We start from the raw sequence: 14,307 nt of genomic DNA on the forward strand, positions 1-14,307 counted from the left end.
GGCTCGGTGGTCTGGGGGTCTGGCGGCCTCACGGCCCAGAGAGCTTGGGGTCCGGCGGCCTTGCGGCCCGGTGGCCCCGCGGCTCGGTCGTCTGGGGCCTTGCGGTCTCGCGGCTCGGTGGTCTGGGGGCCTGGCTGTATGGGCCCAGGGGCTCGTCGGGCCGGTGGCCCCGCGGTCCGGATGCCTGGCGGCCTCACTGCCCAGGGAGTTGGCGGTCCGGCGGCCTTGCGGCCCGGTGGCCCCGCGGGTCGGTGGTCTGGGGCCCAGGGGCCCGGCGGGTCGGTGGCCTCTTCGGGCGGCGGTCGGCGGCCTGGCCCGGCGGTCTGGGGGGCCCGGCGGCCCGGCGGTTTGGGGGTCTGGCTGTCTGGGGCCGGCGGGCCGGTGGCACCGTGGGGCGGTGTGCGGGTGTGGGCGTCGGGGGCGTGCCGTCGTGGGGGTTCGGGCGGTGCGGCGGGCTGGGGAGGGGGTCTGTCGGGGGCCTGGGGCGTGTGGTGCCGTGGTGTAGCCGGGACGGGGGAACAGCCGCGCGGGGGCCGGGTGGCGGGCCTACATTGGTCGTACGTCACCGTCGACCGCCCGGAGCCCACCATGCCGGTCATCCCCGCACTCGAGGTCGATGTCCTGCGGCGGCAGGACCCTGAAGTGGCCGGCCTCCTGCTCGGAGAGCTCGACCGGCAGTCCACGACCCTGCAGTTGACCGCCGCCGAGAACTTCACCTCGCCCGCGGTGCTCGCCGCCCTCGGCTCACCGCTGGCCAACAAGTACGCGGAGGGCTACCCCGGCGCGCGGCACCACGGCGGCTGCGAGATCGTCGACGTGGCCGAACGCCTCGCGATCGAGCGCGCCAAGGCCCTGTTCGGCGCCGAGCACGCCAACGTGCAGTCCCACTCCGGCTCGTCGGCGGTGCTCGCCGCCTACGCGGCCCTGCTGCGGCCCGGCGACACCGTGCTCGCCCTCGGCCTGCCCTACGGCGGCCACCTCACCCACGGCTCGCCCGCCAACTTCTCCGGCCGCTGGTTCGACTTCGTCGGCTACGGCGTGGACGCCGAGAGCGGCCTCATCGACCACGACCAGGTGCGCACCCTGGCCCGGACCCGCCGTCCCAAGGCGATCGTGTGCGGGTCGATCGCCTACCCGCGCCACATCGACTACGCCTTCTTCCGCGAGGTCGCCGACGAGGTGGGCGCCTATCTGATCGCGGACGCCGCGCACCCCATCGGCCTGGTCGCCGGGGGAGTGGCGCCCAGCCCGGTGCCGTACGCCGACGTGGTGTGCGCGACCACCCACAAGGTGCTGCGGGGCCCGCGCGGCGGGATGGTGCTGTGCGGCAGCGAGCTGGCCGAGCGCGTGGACCGGGCGGTGTTCCCCTTCACCCAGGGCGGCGCCCAGATGCACACCATCGCCGCCAAGGCCGTCGCCTTCGGCGAGGCGGCCAGGCCGGCCTTCGGCGCGTACACCCGGCAGGTCGTCGCCAACGCGCGGGTGCTCGCGGCGTCGCTGGCCGTCGAGGGCCTCGCGGTGACCACCGGGGGCACCGACACCCACCTGATCACCGCCGACCCCGCCCCGCTCGGCGTGGACGGCCGCACCGCGCGCGGCCGGCTGGCCGCCGCCGGAATGGTCCTGGACTGCTGTGCGCTGCCCCACACCGACGCCCGCGGGCTGCGCCTGGGCACGGCGGCGGTGACCACCCAGGGCATGCGCCAGGAGGAGATGGAGTGGATCGCGGTGCTGTTCGGCAAGGTGCTGCGCGGCGAGATCGACGGGGCGCGGGCCCGCGCGGACGTGCGCGAGTTCACCGGTGGATTCCCGCCCTACCCCGGCTGAGGCGGGGTAGGCGTACCGTCGTACCCGGCCGGCCGCCCGCACAGGCAGGCGTGCAACCATCGTCGCTACCCGGAAGTCCCCATACATATGCCTGCGTCGCTAGGGTGTGGGGCTGAGATGGCCAGCGAGACCTGTGGGGAAGCCCGTGCGTGAATATCTGCTGACGCTCTGCATCACGGCCGCGGTGACGTACCTGCTGACAGGGCCGGTGCGGAAGTTCGCGATCGTGGCCGGGGCGATGCCGCAGATCCGGGCGCGCGACGTGCACCGGGAGCCCACGCCCCGGCTCGGCGGGATCGCGATGTTCTTCGGCATGTGCGCGGGGCTGCTGGTCGCCGACCACCTCACCAACCTCAACGAGGTCTTCGAGAAGTCCAACGAGCCGCGGGCGCTGCTCTCGGGCGCCGCGCTGATCTGGCTGATCGGCGTCCTCGACGACAAGTTCGAGATCGACGCCCTGATCAAGCTGGGCGGCCAGATGATCGCGGCCGGTGTGATGGTCATGCAGGGCCTGACGATCCTCTGGCTGCCGGTCCCGGGCGTCGGCACGGTGGCGCTGACCCAGTGGCAGGGCACCCTGCTGACCGTGGCCCTGGTGGTCATCACCATCAACGCGGTCAACTTCGTCGACGGACTGGACGGCCTGGCCGCCGGCATGGTGTGCATCGCGGCCGCCGCGTTCTTCATGTACACGTACCGGATCTGGTACTCGTACGGCATCGAGGCCGCCGCCCCGGCCACCCTCTTCGCGGCCGTGCTGATGGGCATGTGCCTGGGCTTCCTGCCGCACAACATGCACCCCGCGCGGATCTTCATGGGCGACTCGGGGTCCATGCTCATCGGCCTGGTGCTGGCCGCCGGCGCGATCTCCGTGACCGGCCAGGTGGACCCGGACGTGATGAAGCTGTTCTCCGGGTCCGAGCGCAACACGGTGCACCAGATGGTGCCGGTCTACATCCCGCTGCTGATGCCGCTGACGATCATCGCGATCCCCACCGCGGACTTCGTGTTCGCCGTGGTGCGCCGCACCTGGCGCGGGCAGTCCCCGTTCGCCGCCGACCGCGGCCATCTGCACCACCGCCTGCTGGAGATCGGCCACTCGCACAGCAGGGCCGTGCTGATCATGTACTTCTGGGCGGCGCTGATCGGCTTCGGCGCGCTGGCCTACTCGGTCAACTCCGCGTCCATGTGGATCGTCCTGGGCATCGTCTTCCTGAGCTTCATCGGCCTGGTGCTGCTCCTGCTGCCGCGCTTCACCCCGCGCACCCCGCGCTGGGCCGAGCGGTTCGTGCCGCCGCGCTACCGGCGCCGCCGGGCGGCCGCCGTGCCGGCCACGGCTCCGGGCGCCGCCACGCCCGCGGCGGCCGCCGGGGAGGGACACGAGGCCGGTGGCGCCCATGACGCGCACGCGGCCCGCGGGGCGCACGGGCGTTCCGCGCCGGTCGCGGCCGGTGTGGCGGGAGTCAACGGAGCGACCGCCGCGGGACCCCGTTCGCGGCTTCTCGACGGGCGCAAGGCCGAAACGTCGCGCTGACGCCCAAGGTAAGAATCTGACTAAAGCGTTGCCGACTCATGGGGGTGCGAACTCCCCCATACCAGACAATTCGGCCCGCTTTTTGCACAGACGGGCGCGGTCACTCTCATGCGTGACATCGAGCACATCCACCAGGTAAAGACCTCATCAAATAGTTTGTGATACCGTTCACGAGAACCCGGACAGAGCCGAAGGACCCCAGTGCCAAGGGCCTCAGGTCTTGAGGTTCCTCTCTCCAAGCCGGGACTACGCTCGTCCATGACGACACCCCTGCCCCCTGTGAAAGCGGAGTTGCCGCCATGCCGTCCAATGACGTCCGGAACCTGGTGCCGATCGCCGTGCCCACGGCGACCGTCGGCGTGGTCGCGGTCGCGGTCAGCGGTGCGGTGGCCGGCGGCAAGGGTGCGCTCGGCGCCGCCGTGGGCGTGCTGCTCGCGATCGCGTTCATGGGAATCGGCCTGTACGTGCTGCAGTGGACGGCGAGGACCCTGCCGCAGCTGTTCCAGGCCATGGGCCTCATGCTCTACGTCGCCCAACTCCTGCTGCTCATGATCTTCGTGGCCCTCTTCAAGGGCACCTCGCTCTTCAACCCGAGGGCGTTCGCGTTCTCGCTCGTCATCGCGACCGTCGTGTGGATGGCCGCGCAGGCGCGGGCGCACATGAAGGCCAAGATCTTCTACGTCGAGCCGGACTCGGAGAAGAGTGAGAAGCCCGAGAGGACGGGGTCCTCGTCGTGAGGGGTAGGGCCGGGATAAAGACGGCGGAGTTCTCCTGCTATCGTCCGGTGCCAACTGCGGCATCGCGGGCGCGGGCAGCTGAGCCGGCGCCTGCTCGATCGCGAGGCTCGATGCCCCCCGGCCGCCCCCACATCCGTAACACCAGTCCGGTGCCGACCCGCGGCCGTGTGCCGCGCCGACACAACGAGGTTGCCGTACCCATGCGCCACGCAGAAGGAGTCCGCGGTGAGTGCTGACCCGACGCAGGTGCTCGCCTTCGAGACCGACTGCCACATCTTCAGCGGCTGTGGCTTCCCCGCTCCGGGCCTGCACTCGTTCCTGTTCGAGCCCCTGTGGGGTGACGGGGACAGCAACTTGTACTTCAACAAGACGATGCTGCTGGCGCTGCTCGGCTCGATCGTCATCGTCGCCTTCTTCTGGGCCGCCTTCCGCAAGCCGAAGGTCGTTCCCGGCAAGGTCCAGATGGTCGGCGAGGCCGCCTACGACTTCGTGCGCCGCGGCATCGTCTACGAGACCATCGGCAAGCGCGAGGGCGAGAAGTACGTGCCCTTCATGGTGTCGCTGTTCTTCTTCGTCTGGATGATGAACCTCTGGTCGATCATCCCGCTGGCGCAGTTCCCGGTGACCGCGATCATCTCGTACCCGCTGGTGCTCGCGCTGATCGTCTGGTTCACCTGGATCATCCTGACCTTCAAGCGGCACGGCTTCGTCGGCTTCTTCAAGAACGTCACGGGCTACGACCCCTCCATCGGCCCGGTGCTGCCGCTGTCGATGACCATCGAGTTCTTCTCGAACATCCTGGTCCGGCCGTTCACCCACGCCGTGCGGCTCTTCGCGAACATGTTCGCGGGCCACACGCTGCTGCTGCTGTTCACCATCGCCAGCTGGTACCTGCTGAACGGCATCGGCATCGCCTACGCCGGCGTCTCGTTCGTGATGGTCCTCGTGATGACCCTCTTCGAGCTCTTCATCCAGGCCGTCCAGGCGTACGTCTTCGTCCTCCTGGCCTGCAGCTACGTCCAGGGCGCGCTCGCCGAGCACCACTGAGCACCCCCGGCTCCCACCCCCGATTCGTCCGGTGGCCAACCCCCACCGGTCCGCAAAGAGAAGGAAGAACTGGCATGTCCCAGACCCTCGCCGCCGTCACCGGTTCCCTCAGCTCCGTGGGTTACGGCCTTGCTGCCATCGGCCCCGGCGTCGGCATCGGCATCATCTTCGGCAACGGCACCCAGGCTCTGGCCCGTCAGCCCGAGGCCGCCGGTCTGATCCGCGCCAACCAGATCCTCGGCTTCGCGTTCTGTGAGGCGCTGGCCCTCATCGGCCTCGTCATGCCGTTCGTCTACTAAGCCGGACAGCTACCCAGCACCCCAGGACGAAAGGCACTGATGTGAACCCCCTGGTTCAGCTCGCGGCAGAGGGCAAGGAGAACCCCCTTGTCCCGCCGATCCCCGAGCTCGTCATCGGCCTGATCGCCTTCGTCATCGTCTTCGGCTTCCTCGCCAAGAAGCTCCTCCCGAACATCAACAAGGTTCTGGAAGAGCGGCGTGAGGCCATCGAGGGCGGTATCGAGAAGGCCGAGGCCGCGCAGACCGAGGCTCAGAGCGTCCTCGAGCAGTACAAGGCCCAGCTCGCCGAGGCCCGGCACGAGGCCGCGCGACTGCGCCAGGAGGCGCAGGAGCAGGGTGCCGCCCTCATCGCCGAGATGCGGGCCGAGGGCCAGCGTCAGCGCGAGGAGATCGTCGCCGCCGGTCACGCGCAGATCGAGGCCGACCGCAAGGCCGCCGCGTCCGCGCTGCGCCAGGACGTCGGCCGGCTGGCCACCGAGCTGGCCGGCAAGCTCGTCGGCGAGTCCCTCGAGGACCACGCCCGGCAGAGCCGCGTGATCGACCGCTTCCTCGACGAGCTCGAGGAGAAGGCAGAGGCGGCTCGATGACCGCGCACGGAGCCAGCCGCGAGGCACTGACCGCCGCACGTGAGCGTCTGGACGCGCTGACCGACGCCACCTCGGTGGACGCCGTTCGGCTCGCCGACGAGCTGGCGGCCGTCACCGCGCTGCTCCACCGCGAGGCCGGCCTGCGCCGGGTCCTCACCGACCCGGCGCAGTCCGGCGAGGCCAAGGCCCAGCTGGTCCAGCGCCTGCTCGGCGGCCAGGTCGGCGGCCAGACCGTCGACCTCGTGGCCGGCATGGTGCGCTCCCGCTGGTCGCAGCCCCGCGACCTGGTGGACGCGCTCGAGCAGCTGGCGGACATCGCCGACCTCACCGCCGCCGAGCGGGCCGGTGAGCTCGACGACGTGGAGGACGAGCTCTTCCGCTTCGGGCGGATCGTCTCCTCCAGCAGCGGGCTGCGCGCGGCGCTGACCGACCAGGCCGCGAGCCCCGCGGCCAAGACCGAGCTGCTGCACCGGCTGCTCGGCGGCCGGGCCAAGGCGTGCACCGAGCGTCTGGTGACGCGCCTTGTGACCGCGCCGCGGGGACGTAGCCTGGAGTCGGGACTGGAGTCCCTGTCCAAGCTCGCCGCCGAGCGCCGGGACCGCATGGTCGCCGTCGTCACCTCGGCGGTGCCGCTGAGCGACACGCAGAAGCAGCGCCTCGGCGCGGCTCTCGCGAAGCTCTACGGCCGCCGTATGCACCTCAACCTCGACGTGGACCCCGAGGTCATCGGCGGGATCAGGGTGCAGGTCGGCGACGAGGTCATCAACGGCTCGCTCGCGGACCGGCTCGAGGACGCCGCCCGGCGCATGGCGAGCTAGCAGCAACTCAACACAAGACGTACACGACGGCCCTGGTTGGGCCGTGCAGAGGATTCACCTCTTATTGGGGGGAGTCCCGCGACTCGTGAATCACCCCCCAAGTGAAACTTCGGGCCCAACAAGGAGAGCAGGGAACCCAGATGGCGGAGCTCACGATCCGGCCGGAGGAGATCCGGGACGCGCTGGAGAACTTCGTCCAGTCGTACAAGCCGGACGCGGCCTCGCGCGAGGAGGTCGGTACGGTCACCCTTGCCGGCGACGGCATCGCGAAGGTCGAGGGCCTGCCCTCGGCCATGGCCAACGAGCTGCTGAAGTTCGAGGACGGCACCCTCGGCCTCGCCCTCAACCTCGAGGAGCGCGAGATCGGTGCCATCGTCCTCGGTGAGTTCAGCGGCATCGAGGAGGGCCAGCCGGTCACCCGCACCGGCGAGGTCCTGTCCGTCGCCGTGGGCGAGGGCTACCTCGGCCGCGTGGTGGACCCGCTCGGCAACCCGATCGACGGCCTCGGCGAGATCGAGACCGAGGGCCGCCGCGCCCTCGAACTGCAGGCCCCCACGGTCATGCAGCGCAAGTCGGTGCACGAGCCGATGGAGACGGGCTACAAGGCCGTCGACGCCATGACCCCGATCGGCCGCGGTCAGCGTCAGCTGATCATCGGCGACCGCCAGACCGGCAAGACCGCCCTGGCCGTCGACACGATCATCAACCAGCGCGACAACTGGCGCACCGGCGACCCGAACAAGCAGGTCCGCTGCATCTACGTCGCCATCGGCCAGAAGGGCTCCACCATCGCGTCGGTCCGCCGCGCGCTGGAGGAGAACGGCGCGCTGGAGTACACGACCATCGTCGCCGCCCCGGCGTCCGACCCGGCCGGCTTCAAGTACCTGGCGCCCTACACCGGTTCCGCCATCGGCCAGCACTGGATGTACCAGGGCAAGCACGTCCTGATCATCTTCGACGACCTGTCGAAGCAGGCCGACGCCTACCGCGCCGTGTCGCTGCTGCTGCGCCGCCCGCCGGGCCGCGAGGCCTACCCGGGTGACGTCTTCTACCTGCACTCCCGGCTGCTGGAGCGCTGCGCGAAGCTCTCGGACGAGATGGGCAAGGGCTCGATGACCGGTCTGCCGATCGTCGAGACCAAGGCCAACGACGTCTCGGCGTTCATCCCGACCAACGTCATCTCCATCACCGACGGCCAGTGCTTCCTGGAGTCGGACCTGTTCAACGCCGGTCAGCGCCCCGCGCTGAACGTCGGTATCTCCGTCTCCCGAGTCGGTGGTTCCGCGCAGCACAAGGCGATGAAGCAGGTCTCCGGCCGCCTCCGCGTCGACCTCGCCCAGTTCCGTGAGCTGGAGGCGTTCGCCGCCTTCGGTTCCGACCTGGACTCCGCCTCCAAGGCCCAGCTGGAGCGCGGTCAGCGCATGGTCGAGCTGCTCAAGCAGGACCAGTACCAGCCGATGGCCACCGAGGACCAGGTCGTCTCCGTGTGGGCCGGCACCACCGGCAAGATGGACAACGTCCCCGTCGCCGACATCCGCCGCTTCGAGAAGGAGCTCCTGGAGTACCTGCACCGCAAGGAGCAGGGCCTCATGACCTCCATCAAGGAGGGCGGCAAGATGTCCGACGACACCCTGCAGGCCGTGGCCGAGGCGATCGCGGAGTTCAAGAAGCAGTTCGAGACGAGCGACGGCAAGCTGCTCGGCGAGGACACCCCGGCCGCTGCCGCCAAGTGACGTAAGGAAGGGACCTGACTCATGGGAGCCCAGCTCCGGGTCTACAAGCGTCGCATCCGATCCGTCACCGCGACCAAGAAGATCACCAAGGCGATGGAGATGATCGCCGCCTCGCGCGTCGTCAAGGCGCAGCGCAAGGTGGCGGCCTCCACGCCGTACGCGCAGGAACTGACCCGCGCGGTCACGGCGGTCGGCACCGGTTCGAACACCAGGCACCCGCTGACCACGGAGGCGGACAACCCGGCCCGTGCCGCGATCCTGCTCCTGACGAGCGACCGCGGTCTGGCCGGCGCCTTCAACTCCAACGCCATCAAGGCCGCGGAGCAGCTGACCGAGCGCCTGGAGCGCGAGGGCAAGCAGGTCGACACCTACATCGTCGGCCGGCGCGGTCTGGCCCACTACAACTTCCGTGAGCGCAAGGTCGCGGAGTCGTGGACGGGCTTCACCGACGAGCCCTCGTACGCGGACGCCAAGCAGGTCGCGGCGCCCCTGATCGAGGCCATCGAGAAGGACACGGCGGACGGCGGCGTGGACGAACTCCACATCGTCTACACCGAGTTCGTCTCGATGATGACGCAGACGGCGATCGACTCCCGGCTGCTGCCGCTGCGCCTCGACGAGGTCGCGGCCGAGGCCGCGCCCAAGGGCGAGATCCTGCCGCTGTACGACTTCGAGCCGTCGGCGGAGGACGTCCTCGACGCCCTGCTGCCGCGCTACGTCGAGAGCCGCATCTACAACGCGCTGCTCCAGTCGGCCGCCTCCAAGCACGCCGCCACGCGGCGCGCGATGAAGTCGGCCACCGACAACGCGGGCGAGCTGATCAACACGCTCTCCCGTCTTGCCAACGCGGCCCGCCAGGCCGAAATCACCCAGGAAATCAGCGAGATCGTCGGTGGCGCGAGCGCCCTGGCCGACGCGACCGCGGGGAGTGACCGATAAATGACCACCACTGTTGAGACCGCGACGGCTACGGGCCGCGTCGCCCGGGTCATCGGCCCGGTCGTCGACGTGGAGTTCCCCGTCGACGCGATGCCGGAGATCTACAACGCCCTGCACGTCGAGGTCGCCGACCCGGCGAACGAGGGCGAGAAGAAGACGCTGACCCTGGAGGTCGCCCAGCACCTGGGTGACGGCCTGGTCCGCACCATCTCCATGCAGCCCACCGACGGCCTGGTCCGCCAGGCCCCGGTGACCGACACGGGCGCGTCCATCTCCGTCCCGGTCGGCGACTTCACCAAGGGCAAGGTGTTCAACACCCTCGGTGAGGTGCTGAACGTCGACGCCGAGTACGACGGCGAGCGCTGGCCGATCCACCGCAAGGCGCCGAACTTCGACGAGCTCGAGTCGAAGACCGAGATGTTCGAGACCGGCGTCAAGGTCATCGACCTGCTGACCCCGTACGTCAAGGGCGGCAAGATCGGTCTGTTCGGCGGCGCCGGCGTCGGCAAGACGGTGCTCATCCAGGAGATGATCTACCGCGTCGCCAACAACCACGACGGTGTCTCCGTGTTCGCCGGTGTCGGCGAGCGCACCCGTGAGGGCAACGACCTCATCGAGGAGATGTCCGAGTCGGGCGTCATCGACAAGACCGCGCTGGTCTTCGGCCAGATGGACGAGCCGCCGGGCACCCGTCTGCGCGTCGCGCTGGCCGGCCTGACCATGGCCGAGTACTTCCGCGACGTCCAGAAGCAGGACGTGCTGTTCTTCATCGACAACATCTTCCGCTTCACGCAGGCCGGCTCCGAGGTCTCCACCCTGCTCGGCCGGATGCCGTCCGCGGTGGGCTACCAGCCGAACCTGGCCGACGAGATGGGCCTCCTCCAGGAGCGCATCACCTCGACCCGCGGTCACTCGATCACCTCGATGCAGGCGATCTACGTCCCCGCCGACGACCTGACCGACCCGGCCCCGGCGACCACCTTCGCCCACCTCGACGCGACGACGGTGCTGTCCCGTCCGATCTCGGAGAAGGGCATCTACCCGGCCGTGGACCCGCTGGACTCCACGTCCCGGATCCTGGACCCGCGCTACATCACGCAGGACCACTACAACGCGGCCATGCGCGTGAAGAACATCCTGCAGAAGTACAAGGACCTCCAGGACATCATCGCGATCCTCGGTATCGACGAGCTCGGCGAGGAGGACAAGCTCGTCGTCCACCGGGCCCGTCGTGTGGAGCGCTTCCTGTCCCAGAACACCCACGTGGCCAAGCAGTTCACCGGTGTGGACGGCTCGGACGTGCCGCTCGACGAGTCGATCGCCGCGTTCAACGCGATCTGCGACGGCGAGTACGACCACTTCCCCGAGCAGGCGTTCTTCATGTGCGGTGGTCTCGAGGACCTGAAGAAGAACGCGAAGGAGCTGGGCGTCTCCTGAGCCCCGTGCTCGTCCGGAAGGGGCGGGGACGAGCCCTCGCGGGGGCCTTCCCCGCGGGGCCGTGTCCGCCCCTTCCGCCACGCCCACTAGAATCGACCCACACCCGGCACCTCCGCCGGGTGGTGACCCGAGGAGCCACCCTTGGCTGCTGAGCTGCACGTCGAGCTGGTCGCGGCCGACCGGAAGGTCTGGTCCGGCGAGGCCACCCTGGTCGTCGCGCGCACCACGTCCGGCGACATCGGCGTCATGCCCGGTCACCAGCCGCTGCTCGGTGTGCTGGAATCGGGCCCGGTGACCATCCGTACGAGTGAAGGTGCGACGGTCGTCGCCGCGGTGCACGGCGGTTTCATCTCGTTCGCGGACAACAAGCTGTCGCTGCTGGCGGAGATCGCCGAGCTCTCGGAAGAGATCGACGTCCAGCGCGCGGAGCGGGCGCTCGAACGCGCCCAGTCGGAGGCCGACGCCCTGGCCGAGCGCCGCGCGTCCGTCCGGCTGCGCGCCGCCACGGCGGTGCGCTGAACGCAGTAAGCATGCGATGACGTCTCTCAGCCGCGGCCGGTACCGGAGCAATCCGGTACCGGCCGCGGCTGAGGCAGATGTGGGTGTTTTTTCCGTTCCATTACCTAGGAGACGAGGAGGTCGGTGCCGATGGTCCTCGCTCTGAGTGTGTGCGGAGTAGTGATCGCGCTCGTGGTGGTGGGACTGTTCGTCTTCGGTCTGCGGCGCAGACTGATCCAGCGCTCCGGCGGCACGTTCGACTGCAGCCTGCGCTGGGACGTGCCGGAGCGGACCGACACCAGCGGCAAGGGCTGGAGCTACGGCGTCGCCCGCTACAACGGCGACCGCGTCGAGTGGTACCGCGTGTTCTCCTACGCCCCCCGGCCGCGCCGCACGCTGGAGCGGGCGTCCATCGAGGTGGCCGGCCGGCGGCTGCCCGAGGGCGAGGAGGAACTGGCGCTCCTGTCCGACGCCGTGATCCTCGCCTGCCGGCACCGGGGCACGCGCCTGGAGCTCGCCATGAGCGAGGACGCCCTGACCGGCTTCCTCGCCTGGCTGGAAGCCGCCCCGCCGGGACAGAGGGTGAACGTCGCGTAGGGCGGCGTCCCGGGCCCGTCGGGGGACAGAGTTTCCGTCGCGGCGGGCGTGAAGAGCGCCGCGGACGGACCCGGTGGGATCCGCCCGCGGCGCGAGTGGGGCCGCGGTGCCGCGTTCGGCTCAGCTCAGCCCGCTGTTGATGGCGCTCACCAGCTCTCCGTTGCCGGTGTCACCGCTGAACTCCCAGAAGAACGCGCCGCCCAGACCCTGGGACTTCGCCCAGCTCATCTTGGAGGCGATGGTGGCGGGAGTGTCGTAGGACCACCAGTTGCCGCCGCAGTGGGCGTAGGCCGTGCCCGCGACGGTGCCGGTGGCCGGGCAGGACGTCTTGAGCACCTTGTAGTCCTCGATGCCCTGCTCGTAGGTGCCGGCGGCCGGGCCCGTGGCCGTGCCGCCCGGGGCGTCCTGGGTGACGCCGGTCCAGCCGCGGCCGTAGAAGCCGATGCCGATGAGCAGCTTGTTCGCCGGCACGCCGATCGCCTTGAACTTGGCCATCGCGTCGGCCGTGGTGAAGCCGGCCTTCGGGATGCCGCTGTAGGAGGTGAGCGGGGAGTGCGGGGCGGTGGGGCCCTGCGCGTCCCAGGCGCCGAAGAAGTCGTACGTCATCACGTTGTACCAGTTGAGGTACTGTGCGGCGCCCGCGTAGTCGGCGGCCTCGATCTTGCCGCCGGCCGAGCCGTCCGCGGTGACCGCCGCGGTGACCAGGGCGGAGGAGCCGAACTTGGCGCGCAGCGCGGCCATCAGGTTCCTGAAGGCCGCCGCCCCGCTGGTGTCGCAGGACAGACCGCAGGCGTTCGGGTACTCCCAGTCGATGTCGATGCCGTCGAAGACGCCCGCCCAGCGCGGGTCGTGCACCAGGTCGTAGCAGGACTGGGCGAAGGCCGCCGGGTTCTTGGCCGCCTCACCGAAGCCGCCGGACCAGGTCCAGCCGCCGAAGGACCACAGCACCTTGATGTTCGGGTACTTCGCCTTGAGCTGCCGCAGCTGGTTGAAGTTGCCGCGCAGCGGCTGGTCCCAGGTGTCGGCGGTGCCGCTGACGGACTGGTCGGCGGTGAACGCCTTGTCGTAGTCGGCGTAGGAGTCGCCGATCGCGCACTTGCCGCCGGTGACGTTGCCGAAGGCGTAGTTGATGTGCGTGATCCTGGAGGCGGATCCCGAGGTCACCAGGTTCTTGACGTTGTAGTTCCGGCCGTAGATGCCCCACTCGGTGAAGTAGCCGAGCCGGACCTTGTCGCCGGTGGGCGGGGGATTGGTGCCGCCTCCGGTGGTGTGCACGGCGACCGGGCCGCTGACCGGGCCGGTCTGGCCGGCGGTGTCGCGGGCCTGCACCGTGTAGGAGTAGTCGGTGCCGGCGGTCAGCCCGCTGTCGGTGTACGAGGTGGCGGTGACGGTGGCGACCTTCCTGCCGTCGCGCAGGACGTCGTAGTTCTGCACGCCCTTGTCGTCGGTGGCCGCGCTCCAGGACAGCTTCACCGAGGTGTCGGTGATGTTCGACGCGGTCGGGGTGCCCGGCGCGGAGGGCGGGTTGTCGCCGGGGACGCTCGGGCCGCCGTCACAGCTTCCGCCGTTGAGCGTGCAGTTGGCGGGGGAGCCGGAGCCGGCGCCGTTGAAGCCGAAGGACACCGAGGCGCCCGGGGCGATGGAGCCGTTGTACGACTTGTTCCTCGCGGTCCAGTGGTTGCCCGAGGAGGTGACGTCGGCGTCCCAGGCGGAGGTGACGGACGTGCCGGAGGGGAAGTCCCACTCCACGGTCCAGGAGCTGATCGCCGTGGTCCCGGTGTTCTTGACGGTCCACTGCCCGCCGAAGCCGGTGCCCCAGTCGCTGGTCTTGGTGTAGGTGGCGGTGGCGGTGCCCGCGGCCTGGGCGGGGGCGGCGGCGAGGCCGACCAGACCGGCCAGGGGGAGCAACAGGGTCGCGAACCCTGCCGCGGCTCGGTGTCTGAAGCGCATGCTGCGCCCTCCCTTGTCAGGGTTGGTTGACGAGGGCATGACTGAGCCTCCATGCCCACGGTGCTGTGAGAGTAGAAAGGTCTGGACCACAGGTCAATAGGTCTGGACCAGTCTGATGGGGAGGAATCCTGGTCCCCAACTCCCTTGTACGGGGCACGGTTTGACATAGCAGGACGCCCGCCGCGGAAGCGGCGGGCGTCGGCGTGGGTGCTGTGGGAGCGCGGTGTGGGTGGCGGCGCAGCTGGTGCGGGTGGCGGCGCGGTTGGTCCAGGTGGTGCTGGCGGTGCGCGTGGTGCGGGTGGCG

Annotated in this window: 13 protein-coding genes; 12 read left to right on the forward strand and 1 reads right to left on the reverse strand. The window is 69.9% G+C overall.

Annotated elements, in window-relative coordinates:
* The first annotated feature begins 588 nt into the window (after window positions 1-588).
* The 12 genes from glyA (at window position 589) to ACI2LW_RS20055 (ending at window position 12,053) form a co-directional block, all read left to right on the forward strand.
* Entirely contained in the window at window positions 589-1,827 is a 1,239-nt protein-coding gene (gene glyA, locus ACI2LW_RS20000; protein ID WP_404732591.1) for a serine hydroxymethyltransferase, read from the forward strand.
* A gap of 145 nt (window positions 1,828-1,972) precedes the next feature.
* Window positions 1,973-3,361, forward strand: coding sequence for an MraY family glycosyltransferase (locus ACI2LW_RS20005; protein ID WP_404732533.1), 1,389 nt, complete (start codon window positions 1,973-1,975; stop codon window positions 3,359-3,361).
* Between the two features lie 299 nt (window positions 3,362-3,660).
* A complete protein-coding gene (locus ACI2LW_RS20010; protein WP_404732534.1) occupies window positions 3,661-4,098 on the forward strand; it encodes a hypothetical protein in 438 nt (145 codons plus the stop codon).
* A 225-nt stretch (window positions 4,099-4,323) separates the two neighbouring features.
* Window positions 4,324-5,145, forward strand: coding sequence for a F0F1 ATP synthase subunit A (gene atpB, locus ACI2LW_RS20015; RefSeq protein WP_404732535.1), 822 nt, complete (start codon window positions 4,324-4,326; stop codon window positions 5,143-5,145).
* Window positions 5,146-5,219: 74 nt separating this feature from the next.
* Window positions 5,220-5,444: an ATP synthase F0 subunit C gene (gene atpE / locus ACI2LW_RS20020; RefSeq protein WP_397659511.1), complete on the forward strand. Its 225-nt coding sequence runs from the start codon at window positions 5,220-5,222 to the stop codon at window positions 5,442-5,444.
* A 41-nt stretch (window positions 5,445-5,485) separates the two neighbouring features.
* Window positions 5,486-6,031: a F0F1 ATP synthase subunit B gene (locus ACI2LW_RS20025; RefSeq protein ID WP_404732536.1), complete on the forward strand. Its 546-nt coding sequence runs from the start codon at window positions 5,486-5,488 to the stop codon at window positions 6,029-6,031.
* On the forward strand, window positions 6,028-6,849 hold the full coding sequence (locus ACI2LW_RS20030) for a F0F1 ATP synthase subunit delta (protein WP_404732537.1): 822 nt from the start codon (window positions 6,028-6,030) through the stop codon (window positions 6,847-6,849). The genes ACI2LW_RS20025 and ACI2LW_RS20030 overlap by 4 nt, the downstream gene beginning before the upstream one ends.
* Before the next feature lie 140 nt (window positions 6,850-6,989).
* Window positions 6,990-8,582, forward strand: a complete 1,593-nt coding sequence (gene atpA, locus ACI2LW_RS20035) for a F0F1 ATP synthase subunit alpha (protein ID WP_404732538.1) — start codon at window positions 6,990-6,992, stop codon at window positions 8,580-8,582.
* Window positions 8,583-8,603: 21 nt separating this feature from the next.
* Window positions 8,604-9,521, forward strand: a complete 918-nt coding sequence (locus ACI2LW_RS20040) for a F0F1 ATP synthase subunit gamma (protein WP_404732539.1) — start codon at window positions 8,604-8,606, stop codon at window positions 9,519-9,521.
* Window positions 9,522-10,958, forward strand: a complete 1,437-nt coding sequence (gene atpD / locus ACI2LW_RS20045) for a F0F1 ATP synthase subunit beta (protein ID WP_404732540.1) — start codon at window positions 9,522-9,524, stop codon at window positions 10,956-10,958. It begins immediately after the preceding gene.
* 141 nt (window positions 10,959-11,099) lie between these two features.
* Complete coding sequence (locus ACI2LW_RS20050) at window positions 11,100-11,477, forward strand: F0F1 ATP synthase subunit epsilon (protein WP_404732541.1); 378 nt, start codon at window positions 11,100-11,102, stop codon at window positions 11,475-11,477.
* Window positions 11,478-11,606: 129 nt separating this feature from the next.
* The gene (locus ACI2LW_RS20055; RefSeq protein WP_404732542.1) at window positions 11,607-12,053 is read left to right on the forward strand and encodes a DUF2550 domain-containing protein; all 447 of its coding nucleotides are present in this window, start codon (window positions 11,607-11,609) and stop codon (window positions 12,051-12,053) included.
* A gap of 120 nt (window positions 12,054-12,173) precedes the next feature.
* On the opposite strand, the gene ACI2LW_RS20060 is transcribed toward ACI2LW_RS20055, so the two are convergent.
* The gene (locus ACI2LW_RS20060) at window positions 12,174-14,003 is read right to left on the reverse strand and encodes a glycosyl hydrolase family 18 protein (RefSeq protein ID WP_404732543.1); all 1,830 of its coding nucleotides are present in this window, start codon (window positions 14,001-14,003) and stop codon (window positions 12,174-12,176) included.
* Between the last annotated feature and the right edge of the window lie 304 nt (window positions 14,004-14,307).

Source organism: Streptomyces sp. NPDC004065 (assembly GCF_044903565.1).
GTDB lineage: Bacteria > Actinomycetota > Actinomycetes > Streptomycetales > Streptomycetaceae > Streptomyces.